The following is a 13,482-nucleotide window of genomic DNA, read 5'->3' as shown; positions in this document are numbered from 1 at the left end:
TTTCTGCGGGTTCAGTGCATTGCGGGGAGGGTGTGATGGACAGTGAGCAAAGAGAATTATCAAGCGATGAACATTGTCCGGAAGAGGAAAACAAGGTGTTACGGCTGATTGATGAACCTTATGGACCAATTGAAATTATTGCAGTAAAACGGGAAAATTCAGCAGCGCTCTCCGACCTCCACCATACTATTGCAGATATTATGATCAAACAAGCTGAAAAGAAAGCCGCTCAGGATTAATGAACGGCCTTCTTTTATTCTAATAGTCTACTCGGTTACAGTTATACCGATAGGAGAATAGTTTTTAAGAAGCCGATAAACTAACCTTTCTGTCACTGTTGCCGGTTGCAAACCGTCATGATATCGTTTTCAAAGATTTTTCAAATATCCATGGTTAGACACTTTACCAAATTACGATCAGGATGTCCATTTTGAAAAAAACCACATTTCTCAAGTACCTGCTGCACTTGATTTGCATATTGTTATTCTATAACTTCTTACTGATAGGGAGGTAGACGATATATGACAATCCCTCTTTATATTGTTGCAGGAACTAGCGGTTCTGGAAAATCGACAGCTGCCAAGGAAGTACGTAAAATAATGGGTTCCGGCTTCAATGTATATGATATGGACACTATCATTGTCGATGGAAATTTCCAGACGGCTTGCCAACACTGGCTCAGGATTGCATATGCAAACTCTTTAAGTGGGAATACCACAATTTTATTTGGAGCAGTTCCTTATCCGTATAATGTAAATATATGTGATTATTTTCATTACTTTCATCCAATCCACTATTTACTCCTACATTGCAATAGCGCCAGCAGAACTGAACGTTTGCTGAAACGTGGTGGATGGACGGAACAGGGGATACAGGGTACGAATATTTACGCAAAACAACTGTGTAATAACTATATTTCCGCAAGCTTACCAATAATAAACACTACTATTAATTCACCTGTACAGGTTGTGAATCAAATCAAGGAATGGATATTGTTGAAGCAGAAGCTAAACACATAGTCCAGTGCGGATAACAATTTCACACCGCGAAGCTTTCAGTTGTCTTAATGTCCTTTGGCAAACCAACAGGCTGCTTCTTGGGCAGCCTGTTTACATGTTAATTTTTCTGTTCGATTTCAGGCTCAATCCGAAGATCACCGATATTAATTTTCTGATCAACTTCCACCATCGAACCCCCCTCCGATTTTGCCGTTTTCGGGATTAAAGGCATGATAGCCTTTATTTCGGTCCGATAGCCGTCAACACCGAAAAAATCGAACAGCTTAACGTCTCCTGTGTCCGTTAGAGCGCCAAAGTTGCGGTCCCGTAGTTCATACGTTCATCTTCGCTCACGAATGCATCCGAATAGCAACTAATAAAAGAACCCCGCCCTACAGGGGCGAGGTTTTATAGTTTTAGAATAATTCCTGATCCTGTGGATCTATCAGTCCAAGGATTTGGTGTAAAGAATGCCGATCGTCTTCGCGCCGCAATGGCTTGAAATGACGCAACCGGCGTTAGAGACGGCGACCTCTCTTGCCCCCGTCTTGGACTGGAGCGCTTTTTGCAGGTGGACGGCGTCCTCATCGGCCAGGGAATGGGTGATGAAAATGAGGTCGTTATCCATTTCCGGAATACGGCTAAGCGCGTTGTCCAGAAGCTGGTCCAGCGCTTTTTCCCGGCTGCCCCGGATTTTGTAGGCCGGCGTCATTTTGCCGTCGATCACCTTGATGACCGGGCGGATACGAAGCAAACTTCCCACAAGATTCTGCATACCGGAGCACCGGCCGCCTTTATACAAATAATCCAGCGAGTCGATGACGAACTCCGTCTCGACCCGGGGGCGAACCGCATCCAGTAAGGCTACGATTTCTGCAACGCTCTTTCCATCTTCTGCCGCCCGGACCGCCTTCATCACTTGGAGACCTATTCCGGATGACAGGTTCAGTGAGTCAAATACCTTCACCTGACCTTCGGCAAACTCCGTTGCGGCTATGAGCGCATTTTGATAGGTCGAAGACAGCTCCGAGGACAAGCTTATGTAAAGAATTTGCCGTCCCGCTTGGATGAAAGGGGAAAAGGCCTGAATAAAGTCGGCCGGAGACGGGGCGGCTGTTTTCGGGAGCCGCCCTGTTGCATCAACTTTATCATAGAGCTGGGGAGTATTCAGGTCAACGCCATCGCGGTAATTATTTTCTCCGAACGTAACGTACAGCGGGACGATGCCAATATCATATTTTTGAATCCATGCAGGCGGCAGGTCACAAGTGCTGTCCGCAAATATTTTGATTGCGCCCATGATTGAGATCCTCCTTGGAATTCGGATAAGCGGATGCCTTAAACAGGAATCTTCTTAGTATACATAATAGCAACGGTATGAGGACCGCAATGGCTGGAAATGACGCATCCCGCTTCGGCAATCGCTACCTCGCCCGCGCCGGTCTGCTCCCGGAGAATCGAGGCCAGACGACGCGCCTCCTCTTCGGCAAGCGTATGGGCAACGATGATCAAATCGTTATCCATCTCCGTTATATTGGAAAGCGCATTATCGAGCATCTGCTGAACCGCTTTTTCTTTCTTTCCGCGCACTTTATAGGCAGGAATGATGTTGCCGTCCACAACTTTCAGGACAGGCCGGATTTGCAAAAGACTGCCTATGAAATTTTGCATGCCGGAGCATCGTCCGCCCTTATATAAGTATTCCAGCGTATCGATAACAAACTCCGTTTCGACCCGCGGCCGGCAGCTTTTCAGCAAAGACACGATTTGCTCGGCGCCCTGGCCTTGTTGCGACGCTCTCACGGCTTTCATGACAAGCAGTCCGATTCCGCTGCACAGATTAAGAGAATCGACGACATGAATCCGGCCTTCGGAAAACTCGGCCGCCGCGATCAGGGCGTTCTGGTAGGTCGATGAGAGCTTCGAGGACAGGCTGATATACACGATGTCTTCGCCCCGTTCAATATGAGGAGCAAAGTGATCCAGAAAATCTTTAGGTGAAGGAGCCGTTGTTTTCGGCAAGTTTCCGCCAGCTTCCACCTTACGGTAAATATCGAGCGGAACGATATCCAGCCCGTCTCTGTAGGTTTTGTCATCAAAAACGACGTAAAGGGGGATGATTCCGATTTGATATTCGCTAATCCATGCCGCAGGCAGATCCGAAGTGCTGTCCGCGAAAATTTTGACCTTTGACATAAGTTTCTCCTTAAATTCAGATAGTCCAATCTATATCTTAACAAAATCCTTGTCCGTTTAACATCGTTTTGAGACGGCCGCTTAAAAAAACATCTTTTGATCACAGTCTGGTTACGAAAAAAGAAAAGATCCCTCGGACCGGGCTGCAAACCACTGGTGCAAGGGATCGGGAAAAAAGTTGTTGTTTGACTTAAACGTTACAAAGCTTAACAGGGAATAATTATATCGAGCCGAGAGCAAACAAAATCATCAGCAGAATAAAGATGCCGACCGAAAACGACAGACCCAGAATGGCGAAAAGCTTTTTGCGGTTTTTAAGAACTAAGCCGATTATCGACAAAATAAGGGCAACCAAATGCAGCACGCCGGCAAGCATCATCATCAGGATTCCGATAATGGCTCCGGAATGTATCATCATGTCTTCGGTAATGGCGTCGATCGATTGGTCCGCGATATCAATGACGGCGGCCGTAACCAGGGTTAGGGAAAAAATGTAGACCACAATGGCCACCAGAATAACGACGAATGAAGCGATGCCCGGTCCGGAATGCTTACGTGCGGAGGCTGCGAGAGCGCCGTATTCGGGATAAGGCGGCACCGGCACGGGAGTCCCGTTTAAATTATTTTGCTCATATTGGTCCATACTTGATAAGTCTCCTTTTAAGGGATTGATATTCTTTGTTTAATTCTTCACATATTTCAAAAAAAATCAATAACGAGATTCCTAGATATGATAAAATCATTGATTTTTCGACTCGGACGTTATCGGACCCCATCCATTTGGAAAGAGAGCCATTGCTGGGTTATGATAATAGAAGTCGTGCTTTCTAGATTGTAAGCATCCCAAAAATCCATTTTGAGAGGCGGAAACATATGCACCGAAAATATGCCGGAACAGGCGCGTTCGTGATGCTGGCTGCCGTTGCGCTTGGAGCCTTCGGGGCTCACGTACTGGAGCCGCAGATCGGCGAGAAGGCGATCGGGACGTTTGAAACCGGGGTTCACTATCATATGATTCACGGGATAGGTATGCTATTGGCGGCGTTTGCTTCCGGGCTTGGCGGTGACCGGAGACGGCTTTTATGGGCAAACCGATTGTTTTTGCTGGGGATCATTCTTTTTTCGGGCAGCTTGTATCTGCTCGCCGTCACCGGCTGGAAATGGTTCGGTCCCATCACTCCGCTAGGGGGCGTGTCATTTATTGCAGGCTGGTTGATGTTTGCTTTGGCTATGCTTAGAAAAGACAATTAACGAGGGCTTTGCATAAAAATACGGCCGGGTCGTCTCAAGTGAGCGTCCAGCCGTATGTTTTAAATAAGATATTTTCTTATTTTTTATCGATAAAATCGATAATCTCGCTGAGATTAAAAGTATATACCTGTTTCTCATCCACATGATACACGCTGAGCGTATAGGTTTCAGGCAGGAAATTCAAGACCCGGCAAGGGATGCTTGTTCGTTTGCCGTTGTGATTGACCAGCAGACGAACCAGCCGGTTTTCGGCGATATAGGTTTTAATCCACTTTTCAAATTCTCCGCTTTTGGCGATTTCTTCGAAAGTGCCCTGCTGTGTTTTTGATGCGGGTTCTTGTGCGGGAGCTTTGGCTTTGGCCGGCTGGGCGTCCGGAGTTTTCTTCGTTTGCTCGGTTGCGGTCAGCCGTTTATAGGATTTGGAGATAATGGACTGTTTCTTGGCGGTTAGCAAGGACTCGATAATTTCTCCAAGCTCAATCCCCGAGTTAATTCTGTAATCGATAATATGTTCCCCGGAATTCAGTAACGTCAGCAGAGATTGCAGCGCCTTGGCATTGGTCTCGTTTCTCACGAGAATCTCTACATTGAATAAATAACCTAAATCTTCTTTCTTGTTGCGTTCAATCTGATTGTCCATATAGCCCCCAAAAACACGTTCATTAATTATTGTTACGTTGTATTGTTATGCATCGTTGCACTAACCATCATAGCACCGCGAGGGAGACAATCATAGTCCTAAACCTCTTTGTTTTCATGAAATTTAAATGGAAAATAAAGGTTACTATAATCGGACAATAAAAATGGAGGGTGTTTGAAGCTCTTTTTCATTTTTTTTGGAAATCGGGTATAATAAGAAAGACAAGCAGCTTGTTTCGGCTTAACTTGGCTCGGGTAAACTTAGAATATTGTTGTATTATACCTTTATCGAAAGCGAGGGTTTACAATGGCGAAAGCGGACTCTAAGACTTCAAGCAAGACGAAAAAATCCAGTTTGGAGCAAGTACTCAATGAGCAGGTTGCCAATCTGAATGTGTTGTATGTGAAAATTCACAATTATCATTGGTATGTGAAGGGAGAAAACTTTTTTACCCTTCATGTTAAATTCGAGGAGCTATACAATGAAGTTTCCGAAAAAATGGATGCGGTAGCGGAACGGCTTCTTACGATCAAGGGCAGCCCTTCGGCAACTTTGAAGGAATATTTGGAAATCGCGACCATCCAGGAGGCTACCGGTAAGGAAGACCAACGAATGATGGTACAGAATCTGATCGAAGATTTCGCTACTTTGACCGAATCTTTCCAGGAAGGCATCGAGCTTGCCGACAAGGAAGGCGATGAGGCGACCAGCGATCTGCTGACCGGCTTTAAGGGAGAACTCGAAAAACATATGTGGATGCTGCGTTCTTATCTCGGATAATATATTGGGACAGGAACAAGGGGCTTACGCGGGCTTGGCCAGACATGGTCAGGCCCGTTCCCGTTTTCGACAAACTCCGCAAATGCTAATTGTCTGTGACAAAGCTTATGGAAAGAGACCATTCTCCGCTTCGACACGTTGATTAAGCTTTAAAAGTGAGTTAGAATGAAATGAGAATCAATGAGAATCACTTAGAATAATTCTAATGTGATAATTATTATGTTACAATAGCAACAAAATAGAAGGATAGATTTTAACGACCAATGGAGGGAGCAGTAAATATGGCTACACATTTCGTTGTTGAGGGACTTAAAGCGACAATTGAGGGCAAGGAGATCCTGAAAGGGATCGACATTGAAATAAAGGGTGGAGAAATCCATGCCATTATGGGACCGAACGGAACCGGGAAAAGTACGCTGGCTTCTGCACTGATGGGTCATCCCAAATATGAAGTTACGGACGGCAACGTAAGTCTGGATGGCGAAGACGTGTTGGAGATGGCCGTTGATGAACGCGCCCGTGCCGGCTTGTTCCTGGCTATGCAGTATCCGAGCGAAATCGCCGGCGTAACGAACTCGGACTTCCTGCGCAGTGCAATCAATGCGCGCCGCGGTGAAGGCAATGAGGTATCTCTGATCAAATTTATCCGCCAAATGGAAGGCAAAATGAAAGAGCTTGAAATGAATCCGGAATTTGCCCACCGTTATTTGAATGAAGGCTTCTCCGGCGGGGAGAAGAAGCGGAACGAAATTTTGCAAATGCTGCTGCTTGATCCAAAAATCGTCATTCTTGACGAAATCGACTCGGGCCTCGACATCGATGCGTTGCGGATCGTGGCGAAAGGCGTCAATGCAATGCGTAGCGAAGAACGCAGTTTCCTGATCATTACCCACTATCAGCGTTTGCTGAACTATATTACACCGGATTATGTCCATGTCATGATGCAAGGACGTATCGTGAAATCCGGCGGACCGGAACTGGCGGAACGCCTGGAACGCGACGGCTATGATTGGATTAAAGAAGAGCTTGGGATCGTGGATGAAACTGTAGGTCAAGAAGCCTAAACGGAAGGAGGAAAAAAAATGACTACACAAACCGTTCTTCCGGTAGAACCCCAAACACTCCAGAACATCTCCGCGAGCAACGGGGAACCGGCCTGGTTGACCGAAAGCCGTCTGAACGGCATTCGGCTGGCCGCGGAACTGGAATTGCCGAAGCTGGAAAAGACGAGACTCGACCGTTGGGATTTGAGCAACTTCGGAACGATGCGCCAAGATCGCCCTGGGCTGACCCAGCAACTGCCTGAAGGCGTTGCTTCCTATGTCGATTTGAAGGAAGACAGCAACCTGGTCGTGCAGCATAACAGCTCTGCGGTATTTGCCCGGCTGTCCGCCGACCTTGCGGCCAAAGGCGTTATTTTTACCGATTTGGAGACTGCGGTGCGCGAGCATGGCGAGCTGGTGAAAACCTACCTGCATACCATTGTTAAACCGGAAGAGAACCGGTTGACGGCATTGCATGCGGCACTTTGGAACGGCGGCGTATTCTTGTACGTGCCGAAAAACGTGGAAGTGGATGTTCCGTTGCAAAGTATTTTCCTGATCGATGACGCCTCGGCATCTTTTGCTCCGCATATACTGATCGTGGCGGAAGCTAACAGCCGCGTGACTTACGTCGACAATTACATTTCAGGACAATATGAAGGAAATGTCGTGCATAACGGCGCTGCTGAAGTTTTCGTCAAAGAAGGAGCCAAGGTGCAATTCGCTTCGGTTCATCATTTGAATGAGCAAACGACCGATTTGATTAACCGCCGCTCTGTCGTAGAAAATGACGGCAGTATCGAATGGATCGTCGGCGAAATGAATGCCGGGGATGTAGTAAGCGAGACATTGTCCATCCTGAAAGGGAACGGATCGGTATCCGACGCGAAGGTAATCGCGGTAGGTTCCGGTTCGCAAAAACTGAACTATACAACAAAGGCGGTTCATTTCGGCAAAAGCTCGGAAAGCCAAATGATTACCCGTGCCGTAATGCGCGAGCAAGCAACAGCTATCATTAACGGTATTACCAAAATCGAGAAGGGCGCGACGAAGGCGAACGGAGAGCAGACGGAAAAAGTGCTGATGCTCAGCCCGAAAGCCCGCGGAGACGCGAATCCAATTCTGTTGATTGACGAGGACGATGTGAAGGCCGGCCATGCCGCTTCCGTCGGCCAGGTCAACCAGGAACAAATTTATTATTTGATGTCGCGCGGTATTTCCCGCGAACAGGCTGAGCGTTTGATCATCTACGGTTTCCTCGCTCCGGTCGTTTCCGATATTCCACTGGAGCAACTGCAGCAGCAATTGCAGGGACTGGTGGAAAGGAAGCTGGGCCAATGAACGCGGAACAGATCAAAGCGCAGTTTCCCATATTAAATCAGGAGATCAACGGGCATCCGCTCGTTTATCTCGACAGCGCGGCGACTTCCCAGAAGCCGCGCGCCGTGCTTGAGGCGCTGCAGCGTTACTACGAATCGGATAACGCGAACGTACACCGCGGCGTCCATACCCTGGGCAGCCGGGCTACGGATGCTTACGAAGGCGCCCGCGAGAAAGTCGCTCGGTTTATCGGGGCCTCGAGAACCGAGGAAATTATTTTTACCCGGGGAACGACGACCGCATTGAACCTGGTGGCCTCCTCTTACGGTCCTTCTGCTTTGGCGGAAGGGGACGAAATCGTGATTACCCAGATGGAGCATCACAGCAACCTGATTCCCTGGCAGCAGCTTGCCAAAGCAACCGGGGCTGTGCTTAAATTCATTCCGCTCCAGCAAGACGGAAACATCGCGTTGGAAGATGTGGAGAAGACGGTGACGGACAAGACGAAAATCGTCTCCACTGCGTATGTCTCTAACGTTCTCGGCGTAGTGAATCCGGTGAAGGAAATCGCTGAAATTGCCCACCGGCATGGGGCTGTCATGGTTGTTGACGGGGCGCAAAGCACGCCGCACATGAAGGTCAACGTGCAGGATCTGGATTGTGATTTCTATGCGCTATCCGGCCATAAAATGTGCGCTCCGACCGGGATTGGGGTACTATATGGTAAGAAGCATCTGTTGGAATCGATGGGACCCGTCGAGTTCGGCGGTGAGATGATCGACGATGTCGGCCTGTATGAATCGACATGGAAGGAGCTTCCGTGGAAATTCGAGGGCGGAACGCCGATTATCGCCGGAGCCGTTGGTCTCGCGGCAGCGATCGACTTCCTGGAAGAAATCGGGCTGGATGAAATTCACCGGCATGAAACGAAACTCGCGGCTTATGCGATGGGGCGTCTGTCGGAGATTGAAGGAATTACGGTGTACGGTCCGCGCGAACGCGAAGTCGGCCTCGTCACCTTTAATCTGCTGGATGTTCATCCGCATGATGTGGCTACCGTACTCGACGCGCAGGGCATCGCCATCCGGGCGGGCCATCACTGCTGCCAACCGCTGATGCGCTGGTTGCAGGCAAGCGCAACGGCAAGAGCCAGCCTGTACCTGTACAACACGGAACAGGACATCGACCGATTGGCGGAAGCTCTAATCCAAACAAAGGAGTATTTTGCGTAATGCAATTGGACGATTTATACCGCCGCGTCATTATGGATCATTATAAAAATCCGCGCAACCGCGGAAAGTTTGAAGACGGTGGCCTTACGGTCGATTTGAACAATCCGACCTGCGGAGACCGTATATCGTTGCAGCTCAAAGTCGAAGACGGCATCGTGAAGGATGCCCGGTTTACCGGGGAAGGCTGCTCGATCAGCATGTCATCGGCATCGATGATGACGGAGGCCGTCAAAGGCCGGACTTATGAAGAGGCCATGGATTTGGCCAACCGGTTCTCCTGTCTTATGAAGGGCGAGCCTGCGGATTTCGAGGATTACGAAGATATAGAGGCCCTGTCGGGTGTGAATAAATTTCCTGCCCGGATCAAATGCGCCACGCTGGCGTGGAACGCGCTCAAGAAGGGCATACACGAAGAATCATAATTTTAAGGAGGTAATGCAGCCATGGCAAAAAAAGCGCCTGAAATGGAAGAGTATAAATATGGCTTCCGCGACGAGCACAAGGCGGTTTTCCAATCGGGCAAAGGCTTGACCCGCGAAATCGTCACGGAAATTTCCCGTATCAAGGATGAACCGGAATGGATGCTGAACTTCCGGCTTAAATCGCTTGAACAGTTTGAGAAGATGCCGCTGCCGCGCTGGGGCGGAGATTTGGATGATCTCGATTTTAACGATATTCAATACTATGTTCGACCTTCCGAGAAGCAAGGGAAGACTTGGGAAGAGGTTCCTTCCGAAATCAAGGAAACGTTCGACAAGCTCGGCATCCCTGAGGCCGAACAGAAGTTCCTGGCCGGAGTTTCCGCGCAGTACGAATCCGAGGTCGTATATCACAGCATGCAAAAGGATCTGGAAGATCAAGGCGTAATATTTACGGATACCGACACTGCGCTTAAAGAGCATCCGGAAATTTTCCGTGAATATTTCGGTACGGTGATCCCTCCGGCGGACAACAAGTTCGCGGCACTGAACAGCGCCGTATGGTCCGGCGGAAGCTTCATCTACGTGCCGAAAGGCGTTAAATGCGAAGTTCCGCTGCAAGCCTATTTCCGGATCAACTCGGAAAATATGGGGCAGTTCGAACGGACGCTGATTATCGCTGACGAGGATAGCTTCGTGCACTATGTGGAAGGCTGTACGGCTCCGATCTACAGCACCAATTCCCTGCATAGCGCCGTCGTTGAAATCATCTGCAAAAAGAACGCGCGCGTTCGTTACACGACGATCCAGAACTGGGCGCCGAACATCTACAACCTTGTTACCAAACGGGCGGTTGCTGAAGAGAACGCCACGATGGAATGGGTCGACGGCAATATCGGCTCCAAATTGACGATGAAATATCCAGCAGTCGTGCTGAAGGGCCGCGGAGCGAAAGGCAGCGTGCTGTCGATCGCAGTAGCGGGCAAAGGCCAGCACCAAGACGCAGGGGCCAAAATGATCCATCTTGCGCCGGACACCACGTCGACGATCGTTTCCAAATCGATCAGTAAGCACGGCGGCAAAGTAACGTACCGCGGTCTGGCTTCCTTTGGACGCCAGGCGGAAGGCGCCAAATCCAACATCAAATGCGATACGCTCATTCTTGATAATGAATCGACGTCCGACACGATTCCTTATAACGAAATCATGAACGACAATATCGTTCTGGAGCATGAAGCTACCGTCTCCAAAGTGTCCGAGGAGCAGCTCTTCTACCTGATGAGCCGCGGTCTCTCCGAAGCCGAAGCGACGCAAATGATCGTCATGGGCTTCATCGAACCGTTCACCAAGGAATTGCCGATGGAATATGCGGTAGAAATGAACCGGTTGATCAAGTTCGAAATGGAAGGGTCTATCGGGTAAGTTAAAAGCTGTATAAAAGCCCGCTGTCCATATAGGTCAGCGGGCTTTTTGTGATTACACTTTAAACAATATTTCTTTTTTCTTAGCCTCAAATTCTTCGAGGCTAATTATTCCTTGATCTTTCAATTGCGCTAATTTTTCAAGCTTTGATAATTCATCTTCAACAGTTTGGTTTGTAGGAGCAATCGTGGAAGGTACACTTGGTTCATTTTGGAGCTTATAAATTAATTGCTCTAATCTCGTAAAGTTTTCGTAATCTTTATTATTGGCGATAGTTATCGTATTCTCATCAAAGAGATAATCAGAGCCCTTAGTGAATCGCTTGACTTCACTTCCGCCGGAATTTGGTATTATTTGAAAATAACCATTTTGTAAAAAAGTTTTCTTTTTACTTTGTATGGAAGCAATATTCTTGATAGTATAGGTCTTTAAAGATTTTCTTTCAAGGACCTTGCCTCTTTGTAAATAAACGGCATTCTTGGTCACTGCAATTAGTCCATTGAAACCTTCCGCATAGTCAATAATATCCTGCTGGTTGACGGATTGAAGTAACGTGTTCAATAATTTTGACATATCAGACTTCCTTCCCATATTCATGTGAATACATGATACCAAAATAAGGATGTATTTTCTATTAGTAAACTTAATAGTATCTGGACGCAGCACTATCGACACAAATTGATGGAGTGGACACGCTTCTACTTCTGACTAATTTAGAATTGCATCGGTATTATCCGGGTTACATGCTTAATTTCCTCCAACATCACCCAAACGGCGCCCTCAACGGTCCTAATCTGAACCTTTTCAGGTCTATGCCCCCATTTAGGTAAACCGACGATAGAATTTCCGTCTTCCAGCGTCAACACAACATGATGCTCCAAGGTTACCGCCATTTTTAATTCATGCATATTACTCATTTCTGCCACCCTTCTAAATATGCCTTCTTACTATATCGGTAGTTGAGGTGTGAATCTAAACCTGTTCTGGAAATAATAAAAACTCTTCCATATTCCGTATATGGGAGAGTTTTTATTGAGAGATGCCGATCATTATGTTACAAGTAAACTTCCTCAATCGCCGTGTCGCGTTCCTTGGACAGATCGACGAATCGGGAATCCGTCTGTACGAGAGGCCTGAAGAAATCGGATTGGTTCGTCATTACGATGGAGCCGACTTCTCCGGAGCTAAGCAGTACTCTTTTGCCGATAAAATTAGGAAGCAAGTGGTTGATGAGTGCCTGGGTTGGTTCCGGACTCAGTTTCCCGAAGCTGAGGCTGTTCAATTCCCGCAGAACGGATAACAATTCCTGCTTCGACTGGTATACCCGGTTGGAGGTCATCGCTGTGTACACATCGGCAACGGCCGCGATTTTGGCGAGCGGATGGATGTCTTTTTCAGTAAGGCCATGAGGATAACCGCTCCCGTCTTCACGCTCGTGATGCTGTAGGGCCACCAGGGCAGACAGCTTGTCTCCGGTGGATTTCAAAACGATGTCATGTCCGTATGTCGTGTGGTGTTTGATTTCTTCAAATTCTTCCGGCGTGAGCTTGCCTGGTTTATGTAAAATATCCTGGGGCACCATGCATTTACCGATGTCGATCAAATAACCGGCTTTTCCTGCCGTATAGGCTTCCTCCGTAGGATAGCCGAGCCAGGAGGCGATATAATAAGAGAGCATTCCAACCTGCATGGAGTGATTATATGTGTAATTGTCGCTGTCGCTTAACAGGAGCAGAAGGGAAACTACGTCCTTTTGGTTCACTAATTGATTCACCATGGGCTCAAGCAGTTCATCCACTTGATTTTCGTCAAAAGTACCCCGGGTTAGCGCTTCCAAGAAAATCGATTCAAATCCGTCCACCGCATTGTCGAAGTAGGGCTTTAATTTTTGTACCTGCTCTGAAATCGGCGGTGCCACAGGGATCTGAACATCTGGCGTATAGGGTACGACATCCACATAATCGATGCCGTGCTGCATGAGTTTGACGATTGCATCGTTTGTGAGTTCTTTTTCCTTTTGAAGGACCAGGACCCCAAAATGATTGAAAATATCGGATTCGAGACGGTCTCCGGGACTGAGATCCATAATGTGTATTTTCAAGGACGATGACACCTCGTTATGAGTTTTCTTTCATCATAACAGGGAATAAATGGATTGACAATGAATGTTTATGGGACTTG

At 47.7% G+C, this 13,482-nt stretch carries 16 protein-coding genes; 9 read left to right on the top strand and 7 right to left on the bottom strand.

The window, feature by feature from the left end:
• Positions 1-35: 35 nt before the first annotated feature.
• Positions 36-239, top strand: coding sequence for a hypothetical protein (locus tag DFP94_RS18795; RefSeq protein ID WP_114498015.1), 204 nt, complete (start codon positions 36-38; stop codon positions 237-239).
• Between the two features lie 282 nt (positions 240-521).
• The gene (locus DFP94_RS18790; protein WP_114498014.1) at positions 522-1,019 is read left to right on the top strand and encodes an AAA family ATPase; all 498 of its coding nucleotides are present in this window, start codon (positions 522-524) and stop codon (positions 1,017-1,019) included.
• Between the two features lie 424 nt (positions 1,020-1,443).
• Here DFP94_RS18790 and DFP94_RS18785 read toward each other — a convergent pair whose 3' ends face one another.
• The 3 genes from DFP94_RS18785 to DFP94_RS18775 all read right to left on the bottom strand — a co-directional run bounded on the left by DFP94_RS18785 (position 1,444) and on the right by DFP94_RS18775 (position 3,837).
• Entirely contained in the window at positions 1,444-2,298 is an 855-nt protein-coding gene (locus DFP94_RS18785; protein WP_114498013.1) for a DegV family protein, read from the bottom strand.
• Positions 2,299-2,336: 38 nt separating this feature from the next.
• A complete protein-coding gene (locus DFP94_RS18780) occupies positions 2,337-3,194 on the bottom strand; it encodes a DegV family protein (RefSeq protein ID WP_114498012.1) in 858 nt (285 codons plus the stop codon).
• Positions 3,195-3,414: 220 nt separating this feature from the next.
• Positions 3,415-3,837 (bottom strand): hypothetical protein, encoded by a 423-nt coding sequence (locus tag DFP94_RS18775; protein ID WP_114498011.1) that lies wholly within the window; start codon positions 3,835-3,837, stop codon positions 3,415-3,417.
• A gap of 230 nt (positions 3,838-4,067) precedes the next feature.
• On the opposite strand from DFP94_RS18775, the gene DFP94_RS18770 reads away from it, so the two are divergent.
• Entirely contained in the window at positions 4,068-4,445 is a 378-nt protein-coding gene (locus DFP94_RS18770) for a DUF423 domain-containing protein (protein ID WP_114498010.1), read from the top strand.
• Positions 4,446-4,521: 76 nt separating this feature from the next.
• On the opposite strand, the gene DFP94_RS18765 is transcribed toward DFP94_RS18770, so the two are convergent.
• Positions 4,522-5,085, bottom strand: coding sequence for a hypothetical protein (locus DFP94_RS18765; RefSeq protein ID WP_114498009.1), 564 nt, complete (start codon positions 5,083-5,085; stop codon positions 4,522-4,524).
• Positions 5,086-5,391: 306 nt separating this feature from the next.
• Between DFP94_RS18765 and DFP94_RS18760 the strand changes: the two genes are divergently transcribed.
• From DFP94_RS18760 to sufB, 6 genes are all read left to right on the top strand, one after another.
• On the top strand, positions 5,392-5,865 hold the full coding sequence (locus DFP94_RS18760; protein ID WP_114498008.1) for a Dps family protein: 474 nt from the start codon (positions 5,392-5,394) through the stop codon (positions 5,863-5,865).
• Between the two features lie 281 nt (positions 5,866-6,146).
• Positions 6,147-6,929: a Fe-S cluster assembly ATPase SufC gene (gene sufC, locus DFP94_RS18755; protein ID WP_114498007.1), complete on the top strand. Its 783-nt coding sequence runs from the start codon at positions 6,147-6,149 to the stop codon at positions 6,927-6,929.
• 18 nt (positions 6,930-6,947) lie between these two features.
• Positions 6,948-8,249: a Fe-S cluster assembly protein SufD gene (sufD, locus tag DFP94_RS18750; RefSeq protein WP_114498006.1), complete on the top strand. Its 1,302-nt coding sequence runs from the start codon at positions 6,948-6,950 to the stop codon at positions 8,247-8,249.
• On the top strand, positions 8,246-9,460 hold the full coding sequence (locus DFP94_RS18745; RefSeq protein ID WP_114498005.1) for a cysteine desulfurase: 1,215 nt from the start codon (positions 8,246-8,248) through the stop codon (positions 9,458-9,460). The genes sufD and DFP94_RS18745 overlap by 4 nt, the downstream gene beginning before the upstream one ends.
• Entirely contained in the window at positions 9,460-9,882 is a 423-nt protein-coding gene (gene sufU / locus DFP94_RS18740) for a Fe-S cluster assembly sulfur transfer protein SufU (RefSeq protein WP_114498004.1), read from the top strand. Before DFP94_RS18745 ends, sufU begins: the two co-directional genes overlap by 1 nt.
• A 21-nt stretch (positions 9,883-9,903) precedes the next feature.
• Entirely contained in the window at positions 9,904-11,301 is a 1,398-nt protein-coding gene (gene sufB, locus DFP94_RS18735; protein WP_114498003.1) for a Fe-S cluster assembly protein SufB, read from the top strand.
• Between the two features lie 54 nt (positions 11,302-11,355).
• Here sufB and DFP94_RS18730 read toward each other — a convergent pair whose 3' ends face one another.
• The 3 genes from DFP94_RS18730 to DFP94_RS18720 form a co-directional block, all read right to left on the bottom strand.
• Positions 11,356-11,874 (bottom strand): SHOCT domain-containing protein, encoded by a 519-nt coding sequence (locus DFP94_RS18730; RefSeq protein ID WP_181873217.1) that lies wholly within the window; start codon positions 11,872-11,874, stop codon positions 11,356-11,358.
• A 140-nt stretch (positions 11,875-12,014) separates the two neighbouring features.
• Positions 12,015-12,218 (bottom strand): hypothetical protein, encoded by a 204-nt coding sequence (locus DFP94_RS18725; protein WP_114498001.1) that lies wholly within the window; start codon positions 12,216-12,218, stop codon positions 12,015-12,017.
• A 137-nt stretch (positions 12,219-12,355) separates the two neighbouring features.
• The gene (locus tag DFP94_RS18720) at positions 12,356-13,402 is read right to left on the bottom strand and encodes an HD-GYP domain-containing protein (protein WP_114498000.1); all 1,047 of its coding nucleotides are present in this window, start codon (positions 13,400-13,402) and stop codon (positions 12,356-12,358) included.
• Positions 13,403-13,482: the final 80 nt, after the last annotated feature.

This window comes from Fontibacillus phaseoli, from assembly GCF_003337355.1.
In the GTDB taxonomy this organism is placed as follows: domain Bacteria; phylum Bacillota; class Bacilli; order Paenibacillales; family Paenibacillaceae; genus Fontibacillus; species Fontibacillus phaseoli.
The sequence above is the reverse complement of the archived record's forward strand: the minus strand, read 5'-3'. Positions and strand labels throughout refer to the sequence as shown.

What these genes read in the sequence shown, in the direction of transcription:
- DFP94_RS18795 (WP_114498015.1), top strand. Translation starts at nt 36, where the DNA reads ATGGACAGTGAGCAAAGAGAATTATCAAGCGATGAACATTGTCCGGAA.
- DFP94_RS18790 (WP_114498014.1), top strand. Translation starts at nt 522, where the DNA reads ATGACAATCCCTCTTTATATTGTTGCAGGAACTAGCGGTTCTGGAAAA.
- DFP94_RS18785 (WP_114498013.1), bottom strand. Translation starts at nt 2,298, where the DNA reads ATGGGCGCAATCAAAATATTTGCGGACAGCACTTGTGACCTGCCGCCT.
- DFP94_RS18780 (WP_114498012.1), bottom strand. Translation starts at nt 3,194, where the DNA reads ATGTCAAAGGTCAAAATTTTCGCGGACAGCACTTCGGATCTGCCTGCG.
- DFP94_RS18775 (WP_114498011.1), bottom strand. Translation starts at nt 3,837, where the DNA reads ATGGACCAATATGAGCAAAATAATTTAAACGGGACTCCCGTGCCGGTG.
- DFP94_RS18770 (WP_114498010.1), top strand. Translation starts at nt 4,068, where the DNA reads ATGCACCGAAAATATGCCGGAACAGGCGCGTTCGTGATGCTGGCTGCC.
- DFP94_RS18765 (WP_114498009.1), bottom strand. Translation starts at nt 5,085, where the DNA reads ATGGACAATCAGATTGAACGCAACAAGAAAGAAGATTTAGGTTATTTA.
- DFP94_RS18760 (WP_114498008.1), top strand. Translation starts at nt 5,392, where the DNA reads ATGGCGAAAGCGGACTCTAAGACTTCAAGCAAGACGAAAAAATCCAGT.
- sufC (WP_114498007.1), top strand. Translation starts at nt 6,147, where the DNA reads ATGGCTACACATTTCGTTGTTGAGGGACTTAAAGCGACAATTGAGGGC.
- sufD (WP_114498006.1), top strand. Translation starts at nt 6,948, where the DNA reads ATGACTACACAAACCGTTCTTCCGGTAGAACCCCAAACACTCCAGAAC.
- DFP94_RS18745 (WP_114498005.1), top strand. Translation starts at nt 8,246, where the DNA reads ATGAACGCGGAACAGATCAAAGCGCAGTTTCCCATATTAAATCAGGAG.
- sufU (WP_114498004.1), top strand. Translation starts at nt 9,460, where the DNA reads ATGCAATTGGACGATTTATACCGCCGCGTCATTATGGATCATTATAAA.
- sufB (WP_114498003.1), top strand. Translation starts at nt 9,904, where the DNA reads ATGGCAAAAAAAGCGCCTGAAATGGAAGAGTATAAATATGGCTTCCGC.
- DFP94_RS18730 (WP_181873217.1), bottom strand. Translation starts at nt 11,874, where the DNA reads ATGTCAAAATTATTGAACACGTTACTTCAATCCGTCAACCAGCAGGAT.
- DFP94_RS18725 (WP_114498001.1), bottom strand. Translation starts at nt 12,218, where the DNA reads ATGAGTAATATGCATGAATTAAAAATGGCGGTAACCTTGGAGCATCAT.